The 26044-nt window shown below is 50.1% G+C and carries 34 protein-coding genes; 13 read left to right on the plus strand and 21 right to left on the minus strand.

All coding sequences use genetic code 11. From position 1 onward, the window contains the following. Positions 1-68 precede the first annotated feature (68 nt). The 3 genes from KHQ09_RS07060 to KHQ09_RS07070 all read left to right on the plus strand — a co-directional run bounded on the left by KHQ09_RS07060 (position 69) and on the right by KHQ09_RS07070 (position 3675). Positions 69-953, plus strand: a complete 885-nt coding sequence (locus KHQ09_RS07060; RefSeq protein WP_213597300.1) for a DMT family transporter — start codon at positions 69-71, stop codon at positions 951-953. A gap of 102 nt (positions 954-1055) precedes the next feature. Continuing rightward, positions 1056-3212, plus strand: a complete 2157-nt coding sequence (locus KHQ09_RS07065; RefSeq protein WP_213597302.1) for a molybdopterin oxidoreductase family protein — start codon at positions 1056-1058, stop codon at positions 3210-3212. A gap of 16 nt (positions 3213-3228) precedes the next feature. After that, complete coding sequence (locus KHQ09_RS07070) at positions 3229-3675, plus strand: GNAT family N-acetyltransferase (RefSeq protein WP_238481581.1); 447 nt, start codon at positions 3229-3231, stop codon at positions 3673-3675. Between the two features lie 67 nt (positions 3676-3742). On the opposite strand, the gene KHQ09_RS07075 is transcribed toward KHQ09_RS07070, so the two are convergent. From KHQ09_RS07075 to purM, 3 genes are all read right to left on the minus strand, one after another. Further along, positions 3743-4255 (minus strand): DUF992 domain-containing protein, encoded by a 513-nt coding sequence (locus KHQ09_RS07075; protein WP_022712145.1) that lies wholly within the window; start codon positions 4253-4255, stop codon positions 3743-3745. Positions 4256-4488: 233 nt separating this feature from the next. Beyond that, the gene (gene purN / locus KHQ09_RS07080; RefSeq protein WP_213597304.1) at positions 4489-5130 is read right to left on the minus strand and encodes a phosphoribosylglycinamide formyltransferase; all 642 of its coding nucleotides are present in this window, start codon (positions 5128-5130) and stop codon (positions 4489-4491) included. Beyond that, positions 5127-6227 carry a phosphoribosylformylglycinamidine cyclo-ligase gene (gene purM, locus KHQ09_RS07085; RefSeq protein ID WP_213597306.1) on the minus strand — a complete coding sequence of 367 codons (1101 nt, stop codon included), beginning with the start codon at positions 6225-6227 and terminating at the stop codon, positions 5127-5129. Before purM ends, purN begins: the two co-directional genes overlap by 4 nt. A 547-nt stretch (positions 6228-6774) precedes the next feature. Between purM and KHQ09_RS07090 the strand changes: the two genes are divergently transcribed. Both KHQ09_RS07090 and hdaA read left to right on the plus strand, forming a co-directional pair. Then, on the plus strand, positions 6775-7866 hold the full coding sequence (locus KHQ09_RS07090) for an AI-2E family transporter (protein WP_051139079.1): 1092 nt from the start codon (positions 6775-6777) through the stop codon (positions 7864-7866). 247 nt (positions 7867-8113) lie between these two features. After that, entirely contained in the window at positions 8114-8842 is a 729-nt protein-coding gene (gene hdaA, locus KHQ09_RS07095; protein ID WP_116089182.1) for a DnaA regulatory inactivator HdaA, read from the plus strand. Between the two features lie 6 nt (positions 8843-8848). On the opposite strand, the gene KHQ09_RS07100 is transcribed toward hdaA, so the two are convergent. Next, positions 8849-9751, minus strand: a complete 903-nt coding sequence (locus tag KHQ09_RS07100; RefSeq protein ID WP_213597308.1) for a hypothetical protein — start codon at positions 9749-9751, stop codon at positions 8849-8851. A gap of 299 nt (positions 9752-10050) precedes the next feature. On the opposite strand from KHQ09_RS07100, the gene KHQ09_RS07105 reads away from it, so the two are divergent. From KHQ09_RS07105 to KHQ09_RS07115, 3 genes are all read left to right on the plus strand, one after another. Continuing rightward, on the plus strand, positions 10051-10503 hold the full coding sequence (locus KHQ09_RS07105) for a COG4315 family predicted lipoprotein (RefSeq protein WP_225687525.1): 453 nt from the start codon (positions 10051-10053) through the stop codon (positions 10501-10503). Between the two features lie 223 nt (positions 10504-10726). Next, positions 10727-11182, plus strand: coding sequence for a GNAT family N-acetyltransferase (locus tag KHQ09_RS07110; protein WP_213597310.1), 456 nt, complete (start codon positions 10727-10729; stop codon positions 11180-11182). A 96-nt stretch (positions 11183-11278) separates the two neighbouring features. Further along, on the plus strand, positions 11279-11539 hold the full coding sequence (locus KHQ09_RS07115) for a DUF2171 domain-containing protein (protein WP_116089179.1): 261 nt from the start codon (positions 11279-11281) through the stop codon (positions 11537-11539). Positions 11540-11605: 66 nt separating this feature from the next. Here KHQ09_RS07115 and KHQ09_RS07120 read toward each other — a convergent pair whose 3' ends face one another. Both KHQ09_RS07120 and KHQ09_RS07125 read right to left on the minus strand, forming a co-directional pair. Beyond that, positions 11606-12220, minus strand: coding sequence for a methyltransferase family protein (locus KHQ09_RS07120; RefSeq protein ID WP_213597313.1), 615 nt, complete (start codon positions 12218-12220; stop codon positions 11606-11608). Between the two features lie 148 nt (positions 12221-12368). Further along, on the minus strand, positions 12369-12701 hold the full coding sequence (locus KHQ09_RS07125; RefSeq protein WP_213597315.1) for a YnfA family protein: 333 nt from the start codon (positions 12699-12701) through the stop codon (positions 12369-12371). Positions 12702-12955: 254 nt separating this feature from the next. Here KHQ09_RS07125 and KHQ09_RS07130 point away from each other — a divergent pair, with 254 nt between their 5' ends. Next, on the plus strand, positions 12956-13522 hold the full coding sequence (locus KHQ09_RS07130) for a hypothetical protein (RefSeq protein WP_238481582.1): 567 nt from the start codon (positions 12956-12958) through the stop codon (positions 13520-13522). A gap of 61 nt (positions 13523-13583) precedes the next feature. Here KHQ09_RS07130 and KHQ09_RS07135 read toward each other — a convergent pair whose 3' ends face one another. Next, positions 13584-14699, minus strand: a complete 1116-nt coding sequence (locus KHQ09_RS07135) for a linear amide C-N hydrolase (RefSeq protein ID WP_420801435.1) — start codon at positions 14697-14699, stop codon at positions 13584-13586. 184 nt (positions 14700-14883) lie between these two features. Here KHQ09_RS07135 and KHQ09_RS07140 point away from each other — a divergent pair, with 184 nt between their 5' ends. Then, complete coding sequence (locus KHQ09_RS07140) at positions 14884-15720, plus strand: hypothetical protein (RefSeq protein ID WP_022712133.1); 837 nt, start codon at positions 14884-14886, stop codon at positions 15718-15720. Positions 15721-15774: 54 nt separating this feature from the next. Here the strand turns inward: KHQ09_RS07140 and KHQ09_RS07145 are convergent, their stop codons facing one another. From KHQ09_RS07145 to KHQ09_RS07210, 14 genes are all read right to left on the minus strand, one after another. Continuing rightward, positions 15775-16332 carry a cysteine hydrolase family protein gene (locus KHQ09_RS07145; protein WP_151157985.1) on the minus strand — a complete coding sequence of 186 codons (558 nt, stop codon included), beginning with the start codon at positions 16330-16332 and terminating at the stop codon, positions 15775-15777. A gap of 125 nt (positions 16333-16457) precedes the next feature. Beyond that, positions 16458-17051 (minus strand): type VI secretion system-associated protein TagO, encoded by a 594-nt coding sequence (locus tag KHQ09_RS07150; protein ID WP_213906476.1) that lies wholly within the window; start codon positions 17049-17051, stop codon positions 16458-16460. A gap of 96 nt (positions 17052-17147) precedes the next feature. Beyond that, entirely contained in the window at positions 17148-17534 is a 387-nt protein-coding gene (locus KHQ09_RS07155) for a hypothetical protein (protein WP_022712129.1), read from the minus strand. Between the two features lie 105 nt (positions 17535-17639). Further along, on the minus strand, positions 17640-18386 hold the full coding sequence (locus tag KHQ09_RS07160) for a GGDEF domain-containing protein (protein ID WP_213597319.1): 747 nt from the start codon (positions 18384-18386) through the stop codon (positions 17640-17642). A gap of 480 nt (positions 18387-18866) precedes the next feature. Further along, on the minus strand, positions 18867-19892 hold the full coding sequence (locus tag KHQ09_RS07165) for a tyrosine-type recombinase/integrase (protein ID WP_213597321.1): 1026 nt from the start codon (positions 19890-19892) through the stop codon (positions 18867-18869). Positions 19893-20122: 230 nt separating this feature from the next. Beyond that, positions 20123-20299 (minus strand): hypothetical protein, encoded by a 177-nt coding sequence (locus tag KHQ09_RS07170; RefSeq protein ID WP_213597323.1) that lies wholly within the window; start codon positions 20297-20299, stop codon positions 20123-20125. Positions 20300-20348: 49 nt separating this feature from the next. Continuing rightward, positions 20349-20756: an HNH endonuclease gene (locus tag KHQ09_RS07175; protein ID WP_213597325.1), complete on the minus strand. Its 408-nt coding sequence runs from the start codon at positions 20754-20756 to the stop codon at positions 20349-20351. Next, positions 20756-20989 (minus strand): hypothetical protein, encoded by a 234-nt coding sequence (locus KHQ09_RS07180; protein ID WP_116089169.1) that lies wholly within the window; start codon positions 20987-20989, stop codon positions 20756-20758. Before KHQ09_RS07180 ends, KHQ09_RS07175 begins: the two co-directional genes overlap by 1 nt. Beyond that, the gene (locus KHQ09_RS07185) at positions 20986-21444 is read right to left on the minus strand and encodes a hypothetical protein (RefSeq protein WP_213597327.1); all 459 of its coding nucleotides are present in this window, start codon (positions 21442-21444) and stop codon (positions 20986-20988) included. Before KHQ09_RS07185 ends, KHQ09_RS07180 begins: the two co-directional genes overlap by 4 nt. Positions 21445-21452: 8 nt before the next feature. Then, positions 21453-21836 carry a single-stranded DNA-binding protein gene (locus tag KHQ09_RS07190; protein WP_213597328.1) on the minus strand — a complete coding sequence of 128 codons (384 nt, stop codon included), beginning with the start codon at positions 21834-21836 and terminating at the stop codon, positions 21453-21455. Beyond that, positions 21833-22522 carry a hypothetical protein gene (locus KHQ09_RS07195; protein ID WP_213597330.1) on the minus strand — a complete coding sequence of 230 codons (690 nt, stop codon included), beginning with the start codon at positions 22520-22522 and terminating at the stop codon, positions 21833-21835. Before KHQ09_RS07195 ends, KHQ09_RS07190 begins: the two co-directional genes overlap by 4 nt. 175 nt (positions 22523-22697) lie before the next feature. Continuing rightward, positions 22698-22901: a hypothetical protein gene (locus tag KHQ09_RS07200; RefSeq protein ID WP_116089165.1), complete on the minus strand. Its 204-nt coding sequence runs from the start codon at positions 22899-22901 to the stop codon at positions 22698-22700. Continuing rightward, positions 22898-23098 (minus strand): hypothetical protein, encoded by a 201-nt coding sequence (locus KHQ09_RS07205; protein ID WP_116089164.1) that lies wholly within the window; start codon positions 23096-23098, stop codon positions 22898-22900. The genes KHQ09_RS07200 and KHQ09_RS07205 overlap by 4 nt, the downstream gene beginning before the upstream one ends. Next, on the minus strand, positions 23095-23445 hold the full coding sequence (locus KHQ09_RS07210; RefSeq protein ID WP_213597331.1) for a hypothetical protein: 351 nt from the start codon (positions 23443-23445) through the stop codon (positions 23095-23097). The genes KHQ09_RS07205 and KHQ09_RS07210 overlap by 4 nt, the downstream gene beginning before the upstream one ends. A gap of 270 nt (positions 23446-23715) precedes the next feature. On the opposite strand from KHQ09_RS07210, the gene KHQ09_RS07215 reads away from it, so the two are divergent. The 3 genes from KHQ09_RS07215 to KHQ09_RS07225 all read left to right on the plus strand — a co-directional run bounded on the left by KHQ09_RS07215 (position 23716) and on the right by KHQ09_RS07225 (position 25998). Beyond that, a complete protein-coding gene (locus KHQ09_RS07215) occupies positions 23716-24717 on the plus strand; it encodes a RelA/SpoT domain-containing protein (protein ID WP_213597333.1) in 1002 nt (333 codons plus the stop codon). A 235-nt stretch (positions 24718-24952) separates the two neighbouring features. Continuing rightward, positions 24953-25099: a hypothetical protein gene (locus tag KHQ09_RS07220; protein WP_213597335.1), complete on the plus strand. Its 147-nt coding sequence runs from the start codon at positions 24953-24955 to the stop codon at positions 25097-25099. A 155-nt stretch (positions 25100-25254) separates the two neighbouring features. Then, entirely contained in the window at positions 25255-25998 is a 744-nt protein-coding gene (locus KHQ09_RS07225) for an outer membrane protein (protein WP_213597337.1), read from the plus strand. The last annotated feature ends 46 nt before the right edge of the window (positions 25999-26044 follow it).

The raw sequence follows: 26044 nt of genomic DNA on the forward strand, positions 1-26044 counted from the left end.
AGTCCGGTGACGCTCAGCAGTTTCAGGAAAAGTGGTAACCGCCTTCGCGGGGAAAAGAAAACGGCTCTATGTCTGGTTTTGTCGTTCTGATCGTTCTTTTCGGCGCATTGCTGCATGCGAGCTGGAATGTCATCGTCAAATCCGGCACAGATAAATATCTCAATGCCGTTCTGGTCTGTGGTGCTGCCGGTCTGGTGGCACTGGTACTGATCCCGTTTTTACCGCTGCCGTTAGCTCCAAGCTGGCCTTATATGATTATATCAACCGTTTTTCAGGTCTGTTACCTGTTCATGGTTGCTGCCGCTTACAGCAACGGGGATATGAGTCTGGCCTATCCGCTGATGCGCGGAACGCCGCCTTTGCTGGTCGCTATGGCAGCAGGTCCGCTGATCGGTGAAGTGCTCGGTGCCGGACAATGGCTGGCAATCGGGTTTATTTCCTGCGGCGTTTTAACAATGGCTCTTGGCAGCCGCCGGAAAACGGCGGCAGGGGCTCTCGGCAGCCGCCAGAAAGCGACAGCAGGGCAAAACACGTCCCGAACCGTGATAATCGCGCTGGTCAATGCCTTATTCATTGCGGGATATACACTGGTGGATGGTATCGGTGTGCGTGTATCCGGCAATGCAATATCCTATACGCTCTGGGCATTCCTGTTTAACGCAATCCCCGTGGTGAGCTGGGGGATATGGAAATATCGCGGACAGCTTGTCGGGCATATCAGGCAGCGCGGCCATCTGGCGATGATCGGCGGTGCAGGCACGCTCGGCTCTTATGGTCTGGCACTCTGGGCAATGACCATGGCGCCGGTTGCGATGGTTGCAGCCTTGCGGGAGACCTCAATCCTGTTCGGCATGATCCTCTCTCTCTTTTTGTTGCGGGAGCATATCAGCATGAAACGTCTTGCCGGAGCTTTGCTGATTGTCTGCGGCACAGTGCTGATGCGGCTGGTCTGACAGGACTGATATCCGATAAAAATAAAGCTGTGCTGATTTATCGTCTGTCGGAACGGCTATATTTTTGTATGGTGCTAAAATAACTCCCTCAGGAATTCTTACATGACATTGCGCGTTGCACCTCAAATCGGCCATTCGGCCTGTCCGCATGATTGCCCTTCCACCTGCGCGCTTGATGTTGAAATTCTGGACAGCCATACAATCGGGCGCATTCGCGGTGCCAAGGATAACAGCTATACGGCTGGCGTTATCTGCGCCAAGGTCGCGCGTTATGCCGAGCGCGTTCATCATCCTGAACGCTTGCTGAAACCGCTGATCCGCAAGGGTGCCAAGGGAAGCGGGCAGTGGCAGGAAATCTCATGGGCTGACGCACTGGATCTGACAGCAGAGAAATTTCTGAAAGCCGAAGAACAATACGGTTCCGAGAGTATCTGGCCGAATTATTACGCCGGAACCATGGGGCTGGTGCAGCGCGATTCTATCAACCGTCTGCGCTATGCCAAAAAATATTCCAATATGTTTTCCAGCTTCTGCACCAATCTGGCATGGACAGGCTATATGGCCGGCACCGGTGCCCTGCGCGGACCTGATCCGCGTGAGATTGCCAAGTCCGATTGCGTAGTGATCTGGGGAACCAATGCCGCCGCCACGCAGGTCAATGTCATGACCCATGCGGCACGCGCCCGTAAAGAGCGCGGTGCGAAAATCGTGGCAATTGATGTTTATGAAACCGCGACCATCCGGCAGGCGGATATCGGCATTGTGCTAAAACCAGGCACTGACGGTGCTTTTGCCTGCGCGGTGATGCATGTGCTGTTTCGCGATGGTCTGGCAGATTGGGATTATCTCAACCGCTATACGGATGCGCCTCAAGCACTGGAGCAGCATCTGCAAAGCCGCACACCGCAATGGGCGGAAGCGATCACCGGTGTATCTGTTGAGGATATTGAAGCTTTTGCTCAGCTGGTGGGAACGACAAAACGTACTTATTTCCGCCTGGGCTATGGTTTTTCCCGCCAGCGCAATGGCGCGGTGAATATGCATGCTGCTTCCTGCATTGCAGCTGTAACCGGCGCATGGACATTGGAGGGTGGCGGCGCGTTCCATTCCAATTCCGGTATTTTCGGCATGGATAAGTCGGAGATTGAAGGCTCCGCCTTTGCCGATCCGTCAGTCAGATCTCTGGATCAGTCGAAAATCGGCCGTGTGTTGACCGGTGACGCAGAAGCGCTCTATGGCGGGCCTCCGGTGATGGCAATGCTGATCCAGAATACCAATCCGGCCAATGTTGCGCCGGAACAGCGGCTGGTGCGGCAGGGCTTTATGCGGGAAGACCTGTTTACCGTAGTGCATGAGCACTTCATGACCGATACGGCGAAAATGGCTGATCTCGTGCTACCTGCCACGATGTTTCTGGAGCATGATGATATTTATCGCGGCGGCGGTCAGCAGCATGTTTTGCTCGGTGCCAAACTGATTGAAGCAGCGGGTGAGGCTAGGGAAAATATCTATGTTATCAACGAACTGGCCAATCGCTTAGGTGTTGGTCATCTGGATGGTTTCAATCTGCCAGCGCGTCAGCTGGTCGATAATCTGCTGGCTAAAAGCAATATGCCGGATTTTGAAACCATGCGGGAGCAACGCTGGCTTGATAAGCAGCCGGATTTTGAAAAGTCCCATTATCTCGATGGTTTTGCATGGCCGGACGGTAAATTCCGCTTCCGTGTGGACTGGCAGAAACAAACGTCACCGGATCGCCCGCCGCAAGCTATGGGACTTCAGGGGCCTTTTGCTGATATGCCGGAGTTTCCGGATTATTGGGCAAGTAACGAACTGGCCGATCCGCAGCACCCGTTTAAGCTGACCACATCACCGGCACATAATTTTCTCAATTCGACTTTTGCGGAGACACCAACCTCTCTGGCAAAGGAAATTCGGCCGCAACTGCTGATCCGCGACGATGATGCGGCAGAGCTGGGGCTGGAAGACGGTGCGCGGGTAAAGATCGGCAATCAGCGCGGTGAGCTGATACTGCATGTCAAAATCCAGCAGGCCACTGATAAATTGAGCGGCAGTAAAAAACTGCGTCGTGGTGTTGTGGTTTCGGAAGGCCTGTTCCCGAATTCATCTTTCGAAGGCGGTGAGGGGATTAATATTCTGACCGGTGCTGATGCGGCTGCGCCGCATGGCGGGACGGCGTTCCACGATATTAAAGTCTGGATACGTCCTCTTATGGAGCAATCGGTGAAGGCTGCCTGACTGCCGGAGAAAATTTGTGCTTATCAGAACGCTTATTGAAAGCGATATACCCTGTTTGCAGAAGCTTTACCGCTATCTGGCAGCAGATAATGCAGAGATACCTCTCCGGGAGGCTATTGCGCGCTGGGAGTTGTTGAAGTCCTATCCCAACAGCAATATTTTCGTCGTTTGTCTGGAGAACATTCCCGTTGCATCATGTACTTTGGTTGTTATTCCAAATCTGACGCGTAACGGTATGCCCTATGCGCTGATCGAGAATGTTGTGACGCATGAGGATCATCGCAAGCAGGGATATGGCAGGGCAGTTCTGCACAGAGCAATTGAAGCCGCATGGCAGGCCGGCTGCTATAAAGTCATGCTGATGACAGGTTCGAAACAATCGTCAACACTGAAGTTCTATCAGGATGTAGGCTTCGAGCAGAGTAAAACAGGCTTTCAGATCAGAAGACCTAAAACAGCCTGAGATTTCCCTAAACAAAAAAAGCCCGCGCCGGTGACAGCGCGGGCTTTGTGCAAAGTATAGCTAAAAATTAGCCTTCATATTTCAGGCGGAAGTTGGAAAGTGCAACAGCAGCATTCAGACCCTTCTGACCCTGAATGGAGATCGGCTGCAGGGAAATGTTCTTCCATGTGCCACCGGTCAGGACATTGGTGCCTGCTCCGATACCGATCGTTGCATTGGCCGATGCGCCGACATAGCTGCCGCGCAGTGCGCCTTCAGGGCGAACGGTTGGTGCCCAGACAGCCCATGCCAGCTGGCCGGCATTGTAGAAGCCGATATCCACACCGATTTTGGTGATCTGGCCGCTATAGCGCTCGGCAGGTGCGCCGCGCTGTGCAGGCTGGAATACGCAATCCAGATCCTGACGGCTGCCAATGATAACGCCGATTGACGGCTGGAAATCGCAGGTCAGAACGCCGACTTCCGAACGTGGCTGAACAACGGCATTACGGGAGGAAACCATGTCGGCAGCAGATGCTGAAACAGCAAAAGTACCGGCGGCAAAAAAGGCCATAAGTGCAACAGAGTTACGGAGAGACATGATATCTTCCTCTTCTTATTTTTAGACGCATCCATGAAAGTGTAAAATAGCTTCAGGACGGATGCGTGTTGATACAACAGATAAAGCGTTTGAACGCTCAAAGTCTCTGCTTGAAAAGCGAACCATAATGACGGGAATCATCTGATCGCTGAACATGCAGCACAAATGTGATATGTGGCTATTTAGGGTAATATCGTGGCACGTTAAGAGGAAATTAACAATTTGTTATTTCATCACGCGCTAATGAGTATCTGTGTTGCTGAATTGCCATGCTTTTCAGAACCGGAAGCCATAGCGAAATTACGCAGAGCCTGCGGATAGAGCTGATGCTCTGCGGTCAATACGCGTGCTGCCAGCGTTTCAGCCGTGTCACCCTCAGTAATGGCCACCGCTGCCTGCGCAACAATCGGGCCTTCATCCATGCCTTCAGTCACCAGATGTACGGTGCATCCGGCAAGTTTCATACCGGCATCCAGCGCACGCTGATGTGTGTGCAGACCCGGAAACAGCGGCAGAAGGGAAGGGTGAATATTGAGGATACGTCCTTCATAAGGCGCAATGAACCGGCCGGAAAGCAGGCGCATATAGCCTGCGAGGCAAACTATATCCGGAGCGATTGCAGCCAGTTGCGCAAGAATTGCATCTTCATGCGCTTCTTTGGAAGCATAGTCTTTGCGGACAAAAACATGGGTCTTGATGCCTGCGGCCTGAGCTTTCGCCAGACCGCCTGCTTCTGCCTTGTCGGAGATGACGGCAACAACTTCTGCCGGATAATCCGGTGCCTGTGCCGCGCGGATCAGCGTCTCCATATTGGAGCCGCCGCCGGAGATGAAAATGACTACGCGTTTGCGCGGTGCTGAAGGCACGTGGCTCATAGGGAAAGTGTGCCCTGATAAACGACGCCCTGATCTTTTGCCTCACGCGCAATCATGCGGCCGAGTGTGACAACAGTTTCGCCTTCGGCTTTCAGTGCCTGAGCAACAATTTCCGCTTTGTCAGCAGAGACAACAACAATCATGCCAACGCCGCAGTTGAAGGTGCGCAGCATTTCATGGGCTTCAACACCGCCGGTTTTGGCCAGCCATGAGAAAACGGCAGGAACCGGAATCGCAGACAGATCAATTTCAGCCGCCAGTGCTTCCGGCAGAACGCGCGGAATATTGTCAGGGAAGCCGCCGCCGGTAATATGCGCGAGTGCTTTGATCGCGCCGGTCGAGCGGATAGCCGACAGCAGGGATTTCACATAAATGCGGGTCGGGGTGAGCAGGGCTTCACCCAATGTCTTATCGGCAGCAAAAGGTGCTGCATCCTGCCAGCCAAGGCCGGACAGTTCAACAATGCGGCGTACCAGCGAGAAACCGTTGGAATGAACACCGGAAGAACCAAGGCCGAGAATAACATCACCGGCTTCCAGATCACCGGCAGGCAGCAGCTGACCGCGCTCTGCGGCGCCGACAGCAAAACCGGCGAGATCATAATCACCGTCGCGGTACATGCCCGGCATTTCAGCGGTTTCACCGCCGATCAGTGCGCAACCGGATTGCAGACAGCCTTCGGCAATGCCCTTAACAATTGCTGCACCCTGTTCAGGATTGAGTTTGCCGGTGGCAAAATAATCGAGGAAGAACAGCGGCTCTGCGCCCTGTACCACGAGGTCGTTGACGCACATGGCAACCAGATCAATACCAACTGTGTCGTGACGATCTGCATCAATAGCGATTTTCAGCTTGGTGCCGACACCGTCATTGGCCGCTACCAGAACCGGATCTTTAAAGCCTGCGGCTTTCAGATCAAACAATCCGCCGAAGCCGCCGATTTCCCCGTCAGCACCCGGACGGCGCGTGGAGCGCACCAAAGGCTTGATCTTGTCGACCATGCTGTTGCCCGCATCAATATCCACACCGGCATCGGCATAGGTCAGGCCATTTTTCGCGTCAGCGGCTGAAGTGGATGGGGTTTTCGACTGTGGCATTGGTAGCTCCCGATACACAGCGCAGCCGTAAGGCCGATGGAAGAACGGCAGGGCAGGCTGCGGTTAATGCTTCAAGCAGGCGCAATGACACGAGATTGCTTTATCCGCAAGCATCTTTCGTCATTTTTAACTGATAAACACCATGTTATGAGATGAGCAGAGCATATGTCGCAGTCAATTTACTCTGTCGCTGCAATGAAAGCAGGTGTGATAGGTCCTAGAGCGGTTTACGTCCGGATTGGATCATAGCGCTCGCTCTGGATTCTTTATTTGGTCGCATTATCACAGCCGTCAAGTTGATCCAGCTTGACATAATCAAGAAGTCAAGTTGATCCAACATGACTGTGAAATGCTCTATCTTGACCGGAGGCTGAAATGCGACATATTCAGACTTTTTAAGCAATGGCGGTTTTATATGAGCAAATCGGATACCACACCACCTAAATCGCCATCCCCCCGTGCATCGCGGGCAAAGTCGGAGGCGCTGGTAAAAACCACGCCGCAACAGGTTATCATTCCTGCGACTGAGAATGAAGTGCGTCTGGATGTGCAGGTCAGTGCACTCGGTGCAACCGTACGTAAACAGGCTTTTTTCTGGCTGTTTGCAACGGTTGTTTTTGTTCTTTTCCTGACCGTGTTCAGTTCCATTTTGCTGCCATTTGTAGCCGGACTTGCTCTGGCTTACTTTCTTGATCCTGTGGCCGACCGGCTTGAGCGTTTCGGGATGTCGCGTCTGGTGGCAACCGTGGTTATCCTGATTACCTTCGTCTTTGTGCTGGTACTGGGGCTTATCATCATCGTGCCGGTGCTGGTTACACAGCTGGCCGAGTTCATTTCGAAATTTCCGGGTTACTTTACGCAGCTTCAGTCGCTGATTGCCCATCAGGATTCTGAATGGCTGCAGAAATATCTCGGCATTAACAGCACGGTCATCAAAGATAATCTGAGCGGATTTCTCAAGCAGGGAGCCGGCTTTCTGACCACTTTGCTGCAATCGCTGTGGAATTCCGGCAAGTCGCTGATTGATATTGCGGGTCTGTTTGTGGTGACACCGGTGGTTGCGTTCTACATGCTTCTCGACTGGGACCGCATGGTCAATACGATTGATTCATGGGTACCGCGCGATCATGTGAAAACTGTGCGCCAGATCGCCCGTGAGATGAATGATGCGATTGCCGGTTTTATCCGCGGTCAGGGCACGCTGTGTCTCATTCTCGGAACATTTTACGCTGTTGGCCTGACGCTTACCGGTTTGAATTTCGGCTTGCTGATCGGCCTTTTCGCGGGTCTTATCAGCTTCATTCCGTATATCGGTTCGATTGTCGGTCTGGTGCTGGCTATCGGTGTGGCACTGGTGCAGTTCTGGCCGGATTGGGTGATGGTTGTTATCGTCGCCTGTGTGTTCTTTGCAGGCCAGTTTATTGAAGGCAATATTCTGCAGCCGAAACTGGTGGGCAAATCTGTTGGCCTGCATCCGGTATGGCTGATGTTTGCACTTTTTGCCTTCGGTTCGTTCCTAGGCTTCACGGGGATGCTGATTGCTGTGCCTGCTGCGGCGGCAGTCGGGGTGCTGGTACGCTTTGCTATCGGGCGGTATCTGGAATCGCCGATGTATAAAAGCAGTAACGGAGAAAACTGAGCCGGAAGTTTTCAACAGCTTTGTCCACAGGCTTGTGGGTCACGGGGATAAGCTCAGACAACCGGCGCATTCGTGCCGGTTGTGCTTTTCTAAAGGGGGGAAAGCAGTTACTGCATCATTCTGACCTGTATTTTGAAGATTTGACAGGTTCTGTGATGGAACAGCTTGAACCCCGCCCCGAAATCATGTGATGAATTTGTATGATTTGTAAGCAGGCCGGAATTCGGGCTAATAATTTTGGGTAATTATGTCTGCTGAGCACCGACAAATGCCGCTCATTCTTCAGCATGAGCCAGGCTTTACGCGCGATGATCTGGTTGTCACCGGATCGAACCGTGCGGCTGTCGATCTGATTGATCGCTGGCCGGACTGGCCGTCGCCTGTCGCGCTGCTTGTCGGACCAGCCGGAGCCGGCAAGACGCATCTGGCCGCTATCTGGCGCAGCCAGAATGATGCGGCAATCCTTGATCCTCATGATATTGATGCACAGTCACTGGAAATCGCTGCACAGCGTCCTGTGCTGATTGATGATATCGGCGCAGAAGCTTTCGATGAAACCGGTCTGTTCCATCTGATTAACACCATTCGGCAAACCGCAGGCAGCTGCGAAAACGGCCAGTCACAGGCATCATTGCTGATGACGTCGCAATTGCAGCCGTCGCAATGGAATGTGTCGCTGCCTGATCTGGTCTCCCGTCTTAAAGCGGTGACAATTGTCGATATTTCCGAGCCGGATGATTATCTGCTGAGCACAGTGATTTACAAGCTGTTCGCCGATCGTCAGGTCAGTGTTGATCCGGCGGTTATCAGCTATATTGTCAGCCGTGTTGAACGCTCGCTCGACAGTGTGATTGTGCTGGTTGATCTGCTCGATCATATGGCTCTGCAGCAAAAAAGCCGGATTACCAAAGCGCTGGCAATACAAGCTTTGCAGGCAATGGCGGATGCATTGCCTGACACTTCATCTCAAAACTGATTTTTTTTATTTGCCGACCGGCTGTTGCGGATAAACCGGCGCAACCAGTCTGCTATTCTGTGTTTTCGCTGTGGTGCCACTATTGTTTGGTGCTGCGGCAGGGCGGATTGACCCTGTGGTCATACCGGAATGTTGAGAAGCTTGCGGTGCGGAGACTGCACGAAATGAGCGTGCCTGCGCTTGTTGATTTTTGATAATCAGCTGATCTTCCTGCACCCAGCCAATAATATTGGTGGATGGTACGACAACACGGTGCCAGCGTCCGACCTTGGCATAGGAGCGCATCTCGCGGCCTTTTTCGACGCGGCCGACAGTCTTGGCCTTATCCCATGCTTTTTCGTGAATCGTCAGATCCTGTCTGGCAATAATCGCTTTCGGCACTTTGAATGCACCGCTGGCATGGCGGCTGTTGTCATCCGGTGCGGATTTTCCGACCGGAGGCAAAGCGGGCATGGTGTTCTGCGGTGCAGGTTTTGGCGGTACGATCTGAACTGCTGCCGGTTTGCTATCCGGACGTGGCGCAAGAGCGGCAACCTGTTTCGGAGGTGACTTCTGTTCACTGGCAACGCTCTGGCCGATATTCAACGGCGGCCTGCGTATCGGAGACGGCGGTGTCACAGCCGGTTCAGTATTTCTGGCGGTCTCCGCATTCCTGCTCTGAGACTGCCCCGTTCTGCGTTCTGAACTGGCTGTAGCAGTCGAACCGGAACGGGATGCGGAACTATTGGTCGCTGTGCGGAACAGGCCTGATACACTGGCAGACGGGCTGCGGCTTTGCGATGTCGCCCAGAGTGCTGCAGCACCAATCACCACAATTGCACCAACGGTCAGAACAGCAGTCGTGGACTGACCCGAGCTTTTGCCGCGCGTCGAGCGCTTTTTGCGGGAAGTGGTTTTTCTCGGAGCCATATGTCTGCGCCTTTATATCGGTCAGCATTCAGATGCACTGAACCAAGCTGAGTATTTCGAATCTGCCTGTATTAAGCTACCGCGCGAATCTTCGTATTTGGTTACTATGCTCACCTTTTGTTCTCTGTGTCCGGCGTAAAATAACTTATTTTCGGCACAATATCGGCCAGAAACAGTCCCGAAGCAGGCGCAGCATTTTTGCGCGGCCGCTTCTGACCGCGCCGGATTAACCAGCCATCTGCAGCTGACCATTACACACGGCCTGTGTGCAGAGGAAAATATGGAGCGTATGAAACAAAATGAAAAAGCTTGTTTTGACATTGAGTGTTCTCGGCACCGTTCTGGGATTGTCAGCAGCGCCGGTTTTTGCGGGACAGACCGCAGCCGCTGCCTCGAAAACTGACATGACAAAAATGCAGCATGGCACGGATAAGGCTGCCGGCGGGCCGGGCATGATGATGGATGCGGCAGGCGGAAAAATTCTGACCACTGCAGAAGGGCACACGCTGTATACGTTCGACAAGGATAGCGGCGGCATGTCCAATTGCGATGCCTCATGTCTGAAAATCTGGCCGGCCTATCATGCCTCCGCCAAAACCAAAGCGGTTGCGCCATGGTCCAAGGTGAAAGCCTCAGACGGTAAGGACATGTGGGCTTATAACGGCAAGCCGGTTTATACCTATATTAAAGACAAGAAAGCCGGTGATATGGAAGGCGATGGTGTCGGTGGCAACTGGCACGTTATCAAATAAAATTTGTGTTTCCGCTCTGATATAGGTCTTGCTCATCAGATTGAAATATTTGATGGGCAGGACTTTCTGTGTGCTAGAGCGCCGTGTGCCAGACTTGGCACACAAGGACGCTCTAATACTTTAAAATTAGAGCATAATTTCACCTTGAACTGATCCAAGTTTAAGGAATTGTGCTTTATGTTCCCCGCACAACAGGAATGGAAAACTATCTTGAGGGAGTGATATGGCACATATTTTCCGGCGGGCTGAAGAGCGGGATCTCATTGAAATTGTGGCCATGCTTGCCGATGATGTTTTGGGGGCAGCGCGTGAGGATCAATCCGTTCCGCTGAACAAAGCCTATCTGGATGCCTTTGCCGCAATCGGGCGGGACGAGAACCAGTTCTTGCTGGTTGTCGAAGCTGACGGGCAGGTTGCCGGTTGTCTTCAGCTCAGTTTTATTCCGGGTATTTCAAGGCTTGGGATGTGGCGCGGGCAGATTGAAAGCGTGCGGATTGCCCGCGATTATCGCGGGCAGGGCTTGGGCAGGCAGATGCTGGAATGGGCAATTGGTCAATGCAGGGAAAAGGGCTGTGGTCTGGTGCAATTGCATACGGATATCTCGCGCAAAGATGCGATCCGTTTTTATGAACAGCTTGGTTTTAAAGCCAGTCACGCCGGAATGAAGCTGGCTCTCTAAAATATTTGCAATCATTTGCATCGAATATGCTGCTGCTGCGTTATTGTCAGACCGGAGTATTTTCTCTGAACCGCTTTGAAACAGGAGATACAATCAATGGTAGATACTGCAAAAATCAAAGAGCATTTTGAAGTGATCGGTGCAGACGGTGTTCACGTTGGCATCGTCGATCATGTGGAAGGCGACCGTATCAAACTCACGAAAAACGATGCCGGTGCGGGTGCGCATCATAAACACCATCATTATATTTCACTGGGGCTGGTTGCAGATATTGAGGGCAACAAGGTTCGTCTTTCAGCCAATGCTGATGTTGCGATTACATTTGAGGAAGAGAAAGACGGTAAAGCCGCTATGTGAAGCTGCTCCGGTTCTCCGATAATCAAACCCGCCATTTCCTGAATGGCGGGTTTTATTTTGTAATGTTTAGTAAGTGTAGAAAAGGATGGGAATAAATCCTGCGGTCTGTAAATGCTCGACCGTTTCGAAAAACGGAAATGCAACAAAGAACACCAGCCCGTCAAAGAACGTATTATAGAGCGTTTTCGGACGGATGGTCAGGGTTTCCACATCTCTGTAGCCGGAGAAACGCGGGAAAAAGCGCGGCACTTCAAGCTTATAATCTCGATAGAGCTGGCCGAAAGTGTTTTCGAGATAGCCTTCCTCGGCAAGGATAACGAACAGGAATGTGATGTAGCAGGCGATTGCCAGCAGGAGTGCGACACCGAGACTGCCTGTGAGACAGCCGATACCAAATGCACCGATCGTGCTGAAAACATAAAGCGGATTGCGGCTCAGGGAATAGGGGCCGGTGCGAATGATCTGCGCGCCTTTGTGGCCGCCGATATATAATGTGCACCACATGCGGCCGAGAATGGCCACCATGATAAAGCCGAGGCCGAAGGCCTCAATATATTCATGAGTGCCGCGCGGCCATGCAGAACGTACGAAAAGCAAGGCAAGGAATAAGAGAACTATAATAACCGCTACGGCAAGGCGCCGGCGTGCCTGATAGCGGCTCATTTCTTTCATGGATTGCATTGGGCAGGACCTGTGTCTGTGGATTTACTATCATGGAAACAGAGTCATTATCGCAGAGAGGATCGTCTGTTATGACGATCACATATCTGTTCTTCAGAAAGCGGATTATTTTATGTCCGTATTTATTCTTTACCCGAATGAAGACGATTTAACCGCGTGGCCCAAACAGGATGATGCCTGCACCGGCGAGTGCCAGCATACCGCCGGTGATGTCCCATCTGTCCGGCGGGAAATCTTCTGCCAGCCGCAGCCACAATAATGAGGCGATAATATAAATGCCGCCATAAGCCGCATAGGCACGGCCTGCAGCCTCAGCATCAATAAATGTGAGCAGCACAGCAAACAGGATCAGGGATGCAATGCCCGGCAGCAAAAGCCATACGGGTTTATCCAGTCTCAGCCATGCCCAGAAAGCAAAACAACCGGCAATTTCGGCAACCGCAGCCAGAGAGTAAATAAGGACCTGTGAGACGGGGTTCATAGCTAGCGGTGCTCCTGATATCTGCATGTAATCTCATAAAGCATAATAATCTTACCGGTTTAAGAAATCGCACAATCATTTCAAAACGGAACAGAGAGTGATGAGATTGTTCATTTCCTGTTCAATTTCTGTGTTCTAGAACCTGCACTGCGAGCGTATATTGGTGAGACTGCTTCGGTGGCCGGAAACTGTATCTGCTCTGTTTTTTTAAAGGCTTCACCATGAGCATCAGCTCATACAGGAAGGAAATTCAAATGAGCACAATGTCGATTGCGACAAATCTGTCCCGCGCCGTGTTGTTTCTGGCCGTTCTTGCCGGAGCTTACACGGTTGATACCGGAACAGCATCAGCTCAGGAAGTACGGCAATGTGCCTCTGAAGGGGGCGTGTGCCGCATTCCTTATCCGACAGAAGTAATCTACGGCAGCGGAAGACGGGCAACATCGCGCTTTATTAATCAGCCGCAGGTACGTTGCTCGAACTCTGTCTTCGGCGACCCTGCACGTGGCAGAGCCAAAACCTGCTCTTATGTTGTTCGTTATGACGGACGTGACCGCGGCGGTTACGGACGCGATCGTGACGGATACGGCCGTGACCGTGACGGACGTGGTGGCTATGGACGGGATCGTGATGATGACCGTGAATGGCAGCGTTGCGCACGCGAAGGCCAGTATTGTGATTTCTCCGGCCGCAAGCGCGTACGTTACGGCACACAGGATCGCTTTGTTGAGCGTGTATTCCGTGGCGGTGTGAATTGTGACAACCGCACATTCGGTGATCCGGATCGCGGCACAGCGAAGAGCTGCTATGTCCTTGATTGAGATTGATGCATAGTGGACCCGATAAAAAAAACCGGAGCTTTTCAGCTCCGGTTTTTTGTTTTTACTTGGCGAATTCAACAGAAGGTGGTGTGATCTTCGGGCTGAGAGGTGCTTTTTTCAGCTCTTTTGCATCCAGATCAAAGCTTTTGATATCGATGCCGCGCAGAACCTGATCATCATACATTTTTACATAGTATTTTTGATTTTTCAGATCGGCAATCGTTGACCACTGGGTGTATTCCAGCGGAATTTTCAGCTCTTTTGCGGTCTGAATCCAGCCTTTCGGAATATCGAAATTGTTGAGAATGCGCTCGGTCAGACGCACAGCATCATCCCCGCTTGGCTGTTTTTCAACAGTTTGCACATAGGCCGCGGCGCGCACAAAACGCGATGGCGGAGTTGAATCACCCGGAATGCCAAGCAGACCTGATCCCTGACCCAGCGGTGAGAATGTCGTGCCGGCGATTTTGAGATCCGGTGCATTGAGCGGCGACATTTTCAGGAAGTTTCTGAGATTGGTCATATGCCAGTCAAAAGACGGCGAATTAGTCATGACGCCGACAGGATTGTCGTAAATCTTGAGCTTGCCATCAACCGGTTCAATCACAATCGAAGCGCCGCTGGCATCATGAATTGTATAATGCAGCGGTGGCGCAAACCCCATTTGTGGCTGAACGACATTAATGACGCTCATATCCTGAATGGCGGTTTTGACTTCTTCAACCGTTGCGAAATTGGTCAGAACCCAGCTCAGAACATCCCATGGTGCCAGAGATTTTTCTTTATCGGTTTTGGAACCGTCGGCATAGCCTGCAAATTCAGGGAAATACAGAACGCCACCGGCAAGACCTTTTTCATTTATACCATCAACAAGAGTGGTCTCTCCAAGGGCGTTCATGCCGATGGCAGCATATTTACCCTTCCAGCTCATACCGGCTTTGCCGTCGGCACCGGTTGTGTGCAGCGTATAGGCGCGCGGAATAACCAGAGCATTGGACTGCAGTTCAATTCCGAATTCCATGGTGCGGGCATAAATGCCGCTGCCGTCGGTTGTCGGCAACAGGAAGCTGGTGCAGGCAGCTGCCGCATAGGGCGCTGAAACAGCGGCAATAACAGTCAGGGCGGTGGCTGATTTTACAAATTTGTTCTTAAGGAAGTACGGGAAGCTCGGTTTCAAAAGGATGCTCCTTCCAGAGAAATGGACAAAAACTTTTATCACGCTTTGTGTGAATCAGATATGAAGAAATCTATTGAAAAATTGGTTTAATCTTGATCTTATTCTGGTGGTTTCTCAAAGTGTAAATATAGACAGTGCAGTTATATCGTTTTGCAGACATTGCTTATTGAGGGGCGATAAAAATATGAAGTGTTTATCAGGAATCAGTACTGCACATATTATCTTTGCCGCATGTATAAGTGCTGCAAGCATCGCCAGCGGGCAGGCTTTGGGGGCCGATATTCTGGCGCCGCAGCCTGTTGCAAAATTTGATGAGCGACGCTGGAAAGTGATTGTCAGTCCTTATATCTGGGCGGCTTCTTTGGATGGTCATGCCAATATTATGGGGCGCCGTACAAATATTGATGTGCCTTTCTCGGATATTTTCGAAAATCTTGATTTCAGCGCCATGGGCAATGTGGAAGTCACAAACGGTCTCTATGGGGTGTATTTTGACGGACAATATACCAAAACCAGTCAGGATGAATCATTCCATGACCAGACTTTGGGAGCGGACGTTACGATGACAACGCTCTCCGCCGGTGCGTTTTTCCGCGCGGTTGAAGTGCCGCTGGAAGGCGAAACTGTCTTCGGTACACAGCGGGTGTTTGCGATTGAGCCGACTGCCGGTCTGCGCTGGACGCAGCTTAAAGTCGATTTCATGCTGGATCGCTGGTCTGAGCGTCGTAAACTGGAATGGACAGATCCGTTCGTCGGAGCGCGTATTCAGGCGGATCTGACGGATCGCTGGCATTTATTTGCTGAGGCGGATGTTGGTGGTTTCGGTGCCGGTGCAGATTTGAGTGCGCAGGGACAGGCCTATCTCGGCTATCGCACGCATATCTTTAATCAACCGGCACTACTGCGCTTCGGCTACAGGGCGCTGTATCAGGATTATGATGGGGGCGATGTGCTCGGTCACAGATTCAAGTGGAATGTTACCGAGCACGGGCCTGTTGCCGGTGTCTCACTGGTTTTCTGAGCTTAATGCCATTGGCCGCTTGCCTGTTTGATCGGGCAGGCGGCTTGTTTTTGTTCAGAAGCTGATTTCAGCAGAGGGTTTAACTGCTACGGATGCAGCATCGGTGCCAAAGCCATTCAGTGTTTCATTATGGTGCTTCATAATATCCGTATAGGGCAGAGTGTCGGAGTCACCCGTCATATGACCATCTGCAAGCAGGGTCACGTCATAGCCCAGTGAGATGGCACGTCTTACTGTCGTATCAACGCAGAATTGTGTCATACAGCCGCCGGTAATGAGATGTGTGACACCATGGTCTTTCAACCGGTCTGCCAGCTCTGTTTCGAGAAACGAATCCGAATATTTTTTGTGAACAAGGATATCATTGCCCGTTGCAGCGATTTCCGGACGCAATTCCCAGCCTGCAGTATCCTTTTCAAGTCTGTGACCTTTGGCACCGTCATGCTGGATCAGGAAAACAGGGATATTGGCATCATGTGCCTTTTGCTTCAGCGCCTGAAGCCTGAATACGGTTTCATCCAGCGCGGCTTCAAGTTCAGGCATTCGTTGCGCTGACGCTTTACCGGCAATGATTGCCTTCTGAACGTCGATAATCAGGAGTGCAGTTGTCATTCTGTCAGAAACCTTGCCTTGGAATTTGTCTGCGATGCTTGTGTTATAAAATAGCAGAAACCGGCCAGAAACTAATTTAAAATGGTTAGAGCGAGTTTTGCATGCCAAGTCTGGCACATGGTGCTCTATTGATAAATATCCCGCTCGCAGGCTTTCGCTATTTTCGCAGTAATATCTTCAACATCAGCCAGATCAAACATAACCTCGACAGGAGGAGTGTCGATGCGCACCGATAGCATGCTGTTATTTTTCAGCTGTTTTATGAATGGTACAGATTCTTCATCAGACCACAGGCCGACAGACATGAAGTTCGCTGAGCGCTCCCAAAGCATGGTTTGCGGGGCTTCATCGCCTGTTCTGTGAGTGACTTTGGTGGTTTCTGCCGCGCTTGAAGTGCCGGTCGTAAGAATTGCTGAAATTGTAGAATTATGACAGCGAAGCCCGAGAGCAACCGAGTCGAGCATGACTATTTTATTTTCACTGCCTCTGGGCAGCAGAAAAGCGGATATTTGCGCGCTGTCATCAACAGGGGATCTGTCTTCAGAGATGTGCCAGCTCTGAGAGGGTGAGGGCTGATTTGTTTTTGGGAAAAGCTTGTCAAAGCACGCCAGCCGCTGCGCAGGGTCTTCAATCACACTGCATGAATTGGCTGAGGTCTGGGCTATGGCATTGGTTGCCCATAATGCAAATATGGCCATACCGGTCAGTATTATGCGCATTGATGCCCCCCATCCATACAGCGCCATAAAACGGAACAGACGAGCAGAGTAGCTTTGCTTGTCTGCGGTGCTGTTCCGCCTGTTTTTGTTGTCAGATTAAGCTGATTTTTTGCGGCGCAGAAGCGTGGCAATGCCGCCTAAAAGCAGGCCGAGACCTGCACCGATCAGGCCGAAGCTTAAGGCATTGGAACCGATATCGGACTGGTTGGCTGATGCAATAGAGGCCGCTGCTGTTGTGGCATCGGAGCCCCCGGCTTTTGCGTCCATCATTGCTACCATGCCTGGCTCGGAGCATTTAGGCAGAAGCGAATTCTTGGCTTCCGCGCTGTTAGCATAAGTATCCGATACGATTTTTTCGCATCTTTGCTGATCGGCAAGCGATACAGAACTGGTGCCGAATTGCAGATACAGACCTGCTGCAAGGACGAGAACGCCGAGGCCGGTCAGGATAACAGGGCGGGATGAGGAATTTGCCTGAGCCATTAAGATTACCTTATTATGTTATGATGTTCGGAATAGAGTTCGAGTTTTATGCCAAGGCAAGTCTTTTTTCAGAATGAAATGCTGAAAACAGGCCTCTATCAAGCATTATGCAATAATCAGATTGCGCCCCTGCCGCTTGGCAATATACATTTTCTCATCTGCCTCCAGTAAAGACTGATCGAGATTGAAACCGGCTTCGCACAAAGTGACGCCGATACTGGCAGTGATACTGACAGTTTTATTGTCGGAGGCGACAATGCGCAGAATACTTATTTCCCGACGAATATTTTCTGCATATTGATAGATAAAACTGACATCTGGACTACTGATAAAGACGCCGAACTCCTCACCGCCAAGCCTTCCGGCAAAGCCGTTTCTCAAACTCAGGCGATTAAGCAGTGCGCCGATACGGCGCAACGCCGCATCGCCGGTTGCGTGGCCATATGTGTCATTGATGGTTTTGAAATGATCGAGATCGATAAACAACAGGCCACCGGTTTGCTGACTGTTGCTTGCAGTGATGAGCTTGTCAAAAAAAGTAGAGCGGTTCAGGACGCCGGTGAGACTGTCTTCGCGCGAATGCTTGATGAGCAGCGCATTGGCCTTTTCAAGCTCGCCCTGAATTTCCAAAGCTTTATTTCGCGCAATCCTGAGGCGTTCAGTATTCAGATAGTGCAATGCAGACATCGGAATAGCGGTCGCAAGCGGGCAGACAATCGTCATGATCAGTCCGGCTCCGGCCAGTTGCCCTCCCATCATGGGGACAAAAATACTGGTAATAATGAGGGTAAATATAAGCGCCAGCGCACCTGTTGCTAATGCTTTGAATAGAATGCGCCAATAATTAATCATATTTCGTGCTTCAGTATTGAAAGTCCGGCAGGAGGGAAATCGCGGGAGTTACTTTTAGCACGCCAGCTTCATTTTCTATAGATACTAATGAAACTGATTTCTGCGTCAGTCACGCAGCTTTTGTTACAACGGAAATATTATGAGATATCAGCTCAAAAGATAAGAAACTTAATTCTTTAAATGAGCTTTTTATTCTTCTTCGGGGAAGGGCAGCTTCTGGCTGTGAATGAAAATTATTTGCCTATTTGAATCACCGCAGAGCAGGCGGGATAAGACTTGAATCGGACAAAATACCGGAAGTCTGCAATCTGAAATCTTATGTAAAAGGCTGAGTGAATGGCGATCCCGACTGGATTCGAACCAGTGACCGTCGGCTTAGAAGGCAGGAACTAATTTAATTAAAACAGTGATTTAAATGTAAAATGAGGCTGTTTAGGTGGTTAGAAGATCAATGGGTTGCAGTGATTTTGTAAACTAAAATCACTGCCCCTTTTTTTCCATTTTTAGGATTACTGCGTCGTTCGTTTGCTCATCATGCGCGAGATAGTGGGCTTCCAGCACTCTGGTCACATCTTTGATAGAATGGCCGGAGGCTGCAGCAATTTCCTCAACAGTGGCTCCGCTTCTACGTGCCTTCGTGATGAACGTTCCTCGTAGATCATGGAAGGTTACACCGCTGATTCCAGCTCTTTTAATGGCTCGACCCCATGAGGTTTTAAATCCGTCGCTTGTCCATGGTCTCCCCTGACTGCTCGTAAGTATTGTTACAGACTGTTTGTCCATAGAATCGAGCATGGTTTTTAGGGTTGAGTACACGCGAATTGTTACGCGCTTGCCTGTTTTGGATTGCTTCAGCCGGATGTGTTGACCGTCATATGCCGACCATGTGAGGTTTAGAATGTCGCCTTGTCTCTGGCCTGTCCATAAAGCCAGCATCAAGGCTTGTATCAGGTTGTCACTCAGTGCTTTGTTCGCGAGTTCTATCTGTTCATCTGTCCAGATGATATCGGCGCGAGTGCCTTTCCAGAGCCTGCCGCCGCCAGTGCATGGATTGCGTGTAATTAGTTCCATATCAAGCGCCCACGAAAAAACGCGCTTCACCACTGCCCATGCCCTGTCAGCTTTGCGTGGTGTCTGTGCCATGGTATCTCTCCAGTCCTTAAAGACAGATCTAGCACCATGCTCATTGAGGGCGATGATCGGCATATCACCGAACTCGGATGATAATTGAGCCAGAAAAGGATCGTAATCCCTTTGGCTGACTGCGCTGAGATCCGTGTATGCCGGTGAGGTCTTATACTGGACAATCAGGCCAGCAAGGCTGTCGTTATCAGGTTGCACGGCTGCCTTGGAAATTGCGTGAAACTCAGAAACAAATCCCGCAGGATCTCTGTTCGGATCCACCATAAGACGCGGACCACCTCGCCATGCATAGTAATACGTTTGCGTTTTGCCACCGGACAAACGCTTTTTGACTTTATGCAGCCCTTTAAGTGGTACGCGCATGTTTTCGTGCTTTCCATGCCTCTAAGGCGGACATTGTAGAATAATCGGTATTGCGATCCAATGAAGTCAACCATTCATCAAGGCGTAACCGTAAAAACCTTTGTCCTCGCGTTGAAGGTGTGAGTGCCACCGGCCTGACAGGGCAGACTGCCTTGAAGGTTTCTGTTGAGAGGCCGCAATATGCTGCAGCTTGATTTAATGGCATGGCTGCAGGCCAGTAAGGCTGGTTTTTAATGCTCCATCTCCTTCGGTGCGAGTGGTGAGGCGTTGAAAACTTGGCGCTTCAACTCTCTGATTTTCCGCCTTAGCCGGATGATATTTGTTTCAGCGGCGACAATCTTATCTCGTTCTTTGTTTTTCTCAGCCTCAAGACGGCCGATGTAGGCGATGATCTCAGACCTTGTCATTGCTGGCCACCACGTTGAGGGCGGCGGGGGACATGATATTTACATGACATTACATGCGCTCCTGTGGCTGGATTGGCTCATAAAGTGAGCGGCGGTGCTGAACTATCTTGGTGAGTGGCGGCTTTGGTTGTTTCTTGCCGGAAAGCTTTGATGACGGGCGCTTTGCGCCGATATGCTTCCCGCGAACGCTTGCAACTTTTGCTTTCTCTGCTACGTCCTGTCTCGTCTTTTTAATGTGGCAGTGAGAATGCGCAGGGGCTAAATTGCTTTCACGGTTTTCGCCACCGTTAATCAGTGCAATTCGGTGATCCGCATCCCATGTTTCAAACGGGACTTTGATCGGCAGATTGCAGCAGTGGCAGATACCATTTGCACGATCAAAAACCCTTTCGCGCACACGTGGCGGGATTTTCGTGTCGTCTGTCTTGCCAACCCATTCTTTGATTGAACGAGCCATCAGCGCCCCCAATCCAGAGAGCCATTGCGATATGGAATGCCGCGCTCAATGGCGACGATTACAGCTGTGGTTCTGAGCAATTCACGCTCAAGATGGCTGTATCGTTTCTTGTCCTTCTTGGCTTTGGCGATAGTGGCCTTGAGGGTTTCAGCGGTGGCGCGAAGCTCTGGCAGTGGATCATCCTGAACGCCGAGAAGCTTGCGCAGTTTTGAAATGAGGAACTGGATAATCATGCTGCTTTCCTTGCCTCGAATTTTCGGCTTTCCGGATCGGTTAAAAGAATGCCTTGTTCTGAGAATTCGCGATGAACTTCATCAAGATAGGCAGTTAGCTGTTTGGTGGTCATGAGGCTGGTGACAGGCCAATCGAGAGGAACTTTCATCATTCGCAATTTGAATTCATAAGGCAGCGGCTTGATGATCAGGTCATATTCGGCCTTGAACGCCTCGTTCTCATTGCGAAGGATAGGGATGCCAATATGAAGCTTGCAGTACCCTCGAACGTCCTCTGGTGATCTGTCGCCGAATTGCTCAGCTATTTCCTTTATCCATAACCGTTGAAGCCGGTTTTGTTCGGTGGTGCGGTGCTTACCCTTGGTGATGGTGACAGTGATCGGCTCTTTCTGTTGTTCAATGAACTTGAATAGCTGCTGCCTGTCCCATGGGGTTTCTATGGAGCGGGTGACCATGGCTCACCTCAAAACGGAATGTCGTCGTCAAGATCATGGCTTGAGCGGCTATCTGACTGGTACATGGATTGCTGTTCGTCTGACTGCTGACGTGAAGAGGTCTGCGGATTGTCAAAATCAATGGTCTGAACATTGACGGTTGGATAGGTCTTGCCATTGTGCTCACGCATATCGAACTCACCGATTGCCGTGATTTTCGTACCCTTAAGAAGATACTGAGCAAGGTTCTCACCACGCTTGCCCCATAATGAGCAGTCAAACCACATGGTTGTTTTGTTCTGTCCGAAGCCATTATCGACAGCGACCGAAAAGCCAAGAACTGCATCGCCGTTATTTGTCCGGCGCAGTATGCTATCTTTGCCAAGGCGGCCTGTAATTGTGATAGATCTCATTCTGCTGCGTCCTGTGTTTCTGCGCCAAGGGTAGCGCCGTACTCTTTGAGCTGATTTTTGAGGTCAGCCTGCCAATCTGTAGGGAGTTTCAAGCGAAGCTCAGCGCAATCAGGATCACGCCACCAACGGCCAAGATCACCTTGTGTTTTATTCAGGCGCAGCTCGTTTTGAAGTGCTGTGAACAGCGCTCTTGTTTCTTCATTCTTCGGCTGCGAATTTTGCGAATTTGCCGGCTCTGACTGAGCGAAATCATCTTTCACAGATTGAACGTATTTCTGATCATCCCATCGACCGAGGAAGATGTTTGCAGCAATGCCAAGCTGTGAAGATGCTTTGATAATGGCGTCTGTCAGGCTCTTTTTCGGAGCATCTTCGTCAGACATCATGCCATTGCGCGTTTTCATGAGCGCTTTGGTCTGGCCATACGCGTCATAGGTGTTGGACCGGTCGGTATGCCAGAAACGGATGCGACACCAATGTAAGACTTCTTCACCAAGATTTGTGAAGTCTTCCTGAATTACTTCCCATCCGAAGCCGACACCAACAGGGCCGAACAACTCAGTCAAACATTTGATAACATACTGCGGATTAGGCGAAGTTCCTTTGTACGCCTTGCCGGTAATGGCTTTTGTGAATGACGGATCAATATCTGCAAATTTATCCCAAATAGTGAGATTGCTTGTCATCGTCTTGCCTCCCTAATCCATTGTTGTTCAATTTCACGCTCTTGTTTTGCGCGGCGAAGGTTCCGGAAAGCTCGGTTCCAAAGAAACTTAAATTCAGACAGTTTCCCGTCGCGGCGATAATCCAAGGCGAGGCGGCGTTGTTCTTGAGAAGCATCAAGAAGGATTTGTGAGTAGCTCACGCTGCTTTCTCCAATGCGATGATTTCTGATGAGCGCATGTAGATGTCTTTCAACATGCCGCGCACATCGATAGGGATTGCTTTTGAGAGAAGGTCGCCTGAAGCCTTTGCAACTGCATCCATTGGGGCTGTTGTGCTAATGGCTATTAGAAACAGGTCGATCTGCTCTTGTGAAAGGTGGGACAGGTCATCAGCTTTCATGCTGGCTGTCCTTCTTGATCGAAAGGACTGGTGTTGTAAGAAAAACCTGCCGCTTCCAGATGTTTGAGAGCTAAATCAATCCCCTCATTCTTGCCGTTGCCGTGATGATCCTGCGGCGCCGCATAGCCGCCTTCAGCTTCAATTTCACGATACAGCTTGCGAAGAGCTTCGTTGATTGTGTGAAAGTCAGCCATCATGCAGCCCTCAGAGCACCATCCGTCCGGCAGGACTGGAATGTGGCTTCATCCATGACTGTCGTTGAGGAGGCTTTGCTTTCCCATGCTGCCTTTGCCTTGAGGGCTTTTACGTAGCGCCATGCAGCGCTTAGGTGGCGGCCAAAATCCTGCATGTTAAAGGCTGGCGCAGGCTTCGTTTTATTTGAAATGCGCTTCGCAAGGCGTTTGCGTTCTGACGCATAAAATTCATGAGCCTTAATCATTGCCAGAGCTTGCATGCTGGTATCACGCGCCTTCATTACAGGCTTTGCCTTCACGGAAAATGTGCCTGTCAAATCTGTGTGCGGGGATTGCAATGCTGTGGTCATGTTTTTCTCCATCGGTTAGCGGATCGGCGGGTGCTTCTTCGCGCTGTTGATGGGAGTAAAATACCAACTTGGTATATTGTGTCAATACCGATTTGGTATTTATCTTGGTATAAAATACCATTGAGAATTGACCCACGCCACGGCCATGCTAGAATCAGGGCAGCAAAAAGCCCGCACGAGGCGGGCATTCATTGGCCTTAATGTGGATCGACTTTGACCCAAGTAATGTGCAGTAGTTGTCAAAGTAGCGAATCTTTGCACGAGGGCGTCATGGGCTGGCCAGCACCAACTGATAGTAAAAACTCAATAAGAAAAGCAGGGCGGCTAATAAGTACAGGCGCTGCCGACCAAGAGCACTATGATATTTTAAATCGCTGGAGAATGGCGCATGGGTATTTAATCAACACCTTCCAAGCTAATTTGCGCGGGCGTACAAAAGGTAAAAACATAGTAGTTGGTCAGCGTTTGAAACGAGGCGCAACTATTGTTGATAAACTGCAGCAGGGTAGAGCTGTAGATCTGGCGACAATGCATGACATTGCTGGTATACGTCTAACATTCCCTAATGTTGATGAAATGGCAGAGTTTCGAGCGCAATTTCACACATCTCGAGCTAAGCACAAACTCGTAAACGATATTGATAAATATAATTATATTTCCCGTCCTAAAGGCAGCGGCTATCGCGGCATCCACGATGTTTATCGTTATCATGTTGGCTCAGAGAACGGCGTTAAATGGAACGGCCTTCTTATTGAAGTGCAATATCGAACTGCTATGCAACACGCTTGGGCTACTGCTGTAGAAATGGCAGATATGCTCATTTCAGGACGAACAAAATTTAGCCAAGGCGCACAAGGAAATTTAGCGTTCTTTCAGATTTGTTCTGAATTATTGGCTCGAAAGTATGAAAAGCAAAGTTCCTGTTTGCCGGATTTAACATACAAAGATCTGGTGGCTGAATGGCATAGAGTTGAAGGCCACGTTCGTATTTTTGAGCGATTGAAAGGCATGAGTCAGCACTATGAAACAAAAAGTCTAGATGGTTTTGTATTGTTGATATTGCCTAAGTCAGGGGAACTGCAAGTTGAGCAGCACCCCACTTATTTTAAGGCAGTTAGTAGGCTCATCAGCCTAGAAATCAAAGAGCCTGATTGGGACATCGTACTAGTTTCGGGTGATGATCATGGGGTACGCAGCACGTACCGAAATTATTTTGGTAATGCGAACGAGTTCATTAGCATGATTGAGGAATGCCTTAGCTCCGAGGGGTAATTCGAAGCACTTTAAGTAATTCATTTATGAACTCGCCATATTCGGCGGGTTCTTTTTTTGGGCTGACTTTTTTGCATTATCCACGCCAATTTGTATGTCTTAAATCACAATGCCACCACATCTAGTGCATCCTTAACCATCCGTTAAAAATCTGTTCGCTTGCGTTAAATCGTTCTTGATATGTTCACTCCATCTGGTCAAGATAAAGCTGAATCAGTCGCTGGGAGTTTGCGTAATGGCTGAACTGTTTGTGGTGCAGAGTTTTAATCAGGCTAAAGGCTGCTACTCGCCGGATGCTCATATTAGTGCACTTGAGAGTCGTAATTTAAATCGATTTTTAACTAATAATTTACCATTATTGCCTCTAAAAATTTTAGTATAGTTATTAGGGCTTTCATCTAAGTCGTTGATTATAAATTTATATTATAATTCTAAATGCATAAGGTGTTTCTTGGGTGTCTTGTGTTGTATTTTTGCTATATTGAATAGATGTATTTTGACGTATTCTGAATTCACTTAAATAAACAGGGGTGAATTATGAAACGTATATTATTAGCTTCTACCGTTCTTTTTGCTGCAAGCTCAGCCTATGCTGCTGATGCAGTTGTGTATTCGGAGCCAGCGCCAGTTGTCGCTGACACCTTTTCATGGACTGGCGGATACATTGGTCTGAACGCCGGTTATGCTGGAGGAAAATTTAAGCACCCATTCGCTGCGCAATATTACGACGCAGGCGATTGGTTTGATATCGTATCCGGCTCAGCAAAAATCACATCGAGCGGTTTTATTGGTGGTGTACAAGCCGGTTATAACTGGCAGTTTGACCAGACAGTTGTTGGTCTCGAAACAGACTTTCAGGCTTCTGGCCTGAAGGGCGAAGTTTCTGGCAGCCTTACCGATGGCTTTGACGTTATTGGAGCTGAGCTGGGCACCAAAGTTAAATGGTTCGGTACAACTCGTGTTCGTCTTGGTTATCTGCCAACAGAACGCTTCATGATTTACGCAACTGGTGGTGTGGCTTACGGAAAAGTTGAAACCTACGGATCCGTTAATTTTGATGGTGACGTGATTGGTTTCTCCAATTCCAAATCGCGTGTAGGATACACTGTTGGTGCTGGCGCTGAATACGCTATCAACGATAACTGGACAGTAAAAAGCGAATACCTCTACACTGACCTAGGCAAAATGAAATTCAGCCTTGGTGACGAGGACGAACGTATAAACGTTACAACAAAATCGCCATTCCATACTGTTCGTATTGGTGTGAATTATAAGTTTTAATTTATACCCACTTATGAAGAAAGCCACCCACATCGGGTGGCTTTTT

The organism is Pseudochrobactrum algeriensis (genome assembly GCF_018436245.1).
Taxonomy (GTDB): Bacteria; Pseudomonadota; Alphaproteobacteria; order Rhizobiales; family Rhizobiaceae; genus Pseudochrobactrum; species Pseudochrobactrum saccharolyticum.

Bases quoted from the DNA above. Each gene is read 5' to 3' on its own strand.
- KHQ09_RS07190 (WP_213597328.1), bottom strand. From the start codon at position 21,836: ATGAGATCTATCACAATTACAGGCCGCCTTGGCAAAGATAGCATACTG.
- KHQ09_RS07145 (WP_151157985.1), bottom strand. From the start codon at position 16,332: ATGACAACTGCACTCCTGATTATCGACGTTCAGAAGGCAATCATTGCC.
- KHQ09_RS07150 (WP_213906476.1), bottom strand. From the start codon at position 17,051: ATGCGCATAATACTGACCGGTATGGCCATATTTGCATTATGGGCAACC.
- KHQ09_RS07180 (WP_116089169.1), bottom strand. From the start codon at position 20,989: ATGATTATCCAGTTCCTCATTTCAAAACTGCGCAAGCTTCTCGGCGTT.
- KHQ09_RS07210 (WP_213597331.1), bottom strand. From the start codon at position 23,445: ATGACCACAGCATTGCAATCCCCGCACACAGATTTGACAGGCACATTT.
- KHQ09_RS07075 (WP_022712145.1), bottom strand. From the start codon at position 4,255: ATGTCTCTCCGTAACTCTGTTGCACTTATGGCCTTTTTTGCCGCCGGT.
- KHQ09_RS07130 (WP_238481582.1), top strand. From the start codon at position 12,956: ATGAGCACAATGTCGATTGCGACAAATCTGTCCCGCGCCGTGTTGTTT.
- KHQ09_RS07200 (WP_116089165.1), bottom strand. From the start codon at position 22,901: ATGAAAGCTGATGACCTGTCCCACCTTTCACAAGAGCAGATCGACCTG.
- hdaA (WP_116089182.1), top strand. From the start codon at position 8,114: ATGTCTGCTGAGCACCGACAAATGCCGCTCATTCTTCAGCATGAGCCA.
- KHQ09_RS07175 (WP_213597325.1), bottom strand. From the start codon at position 20,756: ATGGCTCGTTCAATCAAAGAATGGGTTGGCAAGACAGACGACACGAAA.
- KHQ09_RS07220 (WP_213597335.1), top strand. From the start codon at position 24,953: ATGGCTGAACTGTTTGTGGTGCAGAGTTTTAATCAGGCTAAAGGCTGC.
- KHQ09_RS07170 (WP_213597323.1), bottom strand. From the start codon at position 20,299: ATGACAAGGTCTGAGATCATCGCCTACATCGGCCGTCTTGAGGCTGAG.
- KHQ09_RS07165 (WP_213597321.1), bottom strand. From the start codon at position 19,892: ATGCGCGTACCACTTAAAGGGCTGCATAAAGTCAAAAAGCGTTTGTCC.
- KHQ09_RS07120 (WP_213597313.1), bottom strand. From the start codon at position 12,220: ATGCAATCCATGAAAGAAATGAGCCGCTATCAGGCACGCCGGCGCCTT.
- KHQ09_RS07065 (WP_213597302.1), top strand. From the start codon at position 1,056: ATGACATTGCGCGTTGCACCTCAAATCGGCCATTCGGCCTGTCCGCAT.
- KHQ09_RS07115 (WP_116089179.1), top strand. From the start codon at position 11,279: ATGGTAGATACTGCAAAAATCAAAGAGCATTTTGAAGTGATCGGTGCA.
- KHQ09_RS07100 (WP_213597308.1), bottom strand. From the start codon at position 9,751: ATGGCTCCGAGAAAAACCACTTCCCGCAAAAAGCGCTCGACGCGCGGC.
- KHQ09_RS07140 (WP_022712133.1), top strand. From the start codon at position 14,884: ATGAAGTGTTTATCAGGAATCAGTACTGCACATATTATCTTTGCCGCA.
- purM (WP_213597306.1), bottom strand. From the start codon at position 6,227: ATGCCACAGTCGAAAACCCCATCCACTTCAGCCGCTGACGCGAAAAAT.
- KHQ09_RS07060 (WP_213597300.1), top strand. From the start codon at position 69: ATGTCTGGTTTTGTCGTTCTGATCGTTCTTTTCGGCGCATTGCTGCAT.
- KHQ09_RS07160 (WP_213597319.1), bottom strand. From the start codon at position 18,386: ATGATTAATTATTGGCGCATTCTATTCAAAGCATTAGCAACAGGTGCG.
- KHQ09_RS07185 (WP_213597327.1), bottom strand. From the start codon at position 21,444: ATGGTCACCCGCTCCATAGAAACCCCATGGGACAGGCAGCAGCTATTC.
- KHQ09_RS07205 (WP_116089164.1), bottom strand. From the start codon at position 23,098: ATGATGGCTGACTTTCACACAATCAACGAAGCTCTTCGCAAGCTGTAT.
- KHQ09_RS07105 (WP_225687525.1), top strand. From the start codon at position 10,051: ATGAAAAAGCTTGTTTTGACATTGAGTGTTCTCGGCACCGTTCTGGGA.
- KHQ09_RS07125 (WP_213597315.1), bottom strand. From the start codon at position 12,701: ATGAACCCCGTCTCACAGGTCCTTATTTACTCTCTGGCTGCGGTTGCC.
- KHQ09_RS07110 (WP_213597310.1), top strand. From the start codon at position 10,727: ATGGCACATATTTTCCGGCGGGCTGAAGAGCGGGATCTCATTGAAATT.
- KHQ09_RS07215 (WP_213597333.1), top strand. From the start codon at position 23,716: ATGGGCTGGCCAGCACCAACTGATAGTAAAAACTCAATAAGAAAAGCA.
- purN (WP_213597304.1), bottom strand. From the start codon at position 5,130: ATGAGCCACGTGCCTTCAGCACCGCGCAAACGCGTAGTCATTTTCATC.
- KHQ09_RS07195 (WP_213597330.1), bottom strand. From the start codon at position 22,522: ATGACAAGCAATCTCACTATTTGGGATAAATTTGCAGATATTGATCCG.
- KHQ09_RS07155 (WP_022712129.1), bottom strand. From the start codon at position 17,534: ATGGCTCAGGCAAATTCCTCATCCCGCCCTGTTATCCTGACCGGCCTC.
- KHQ09_RS07225 (WP_213597337.1), top strand. From the start codon at position 25,255: ATGAAACGTATATTATTAGCTTCTACCGTTCTTTTTGCTGCAAGCTCA.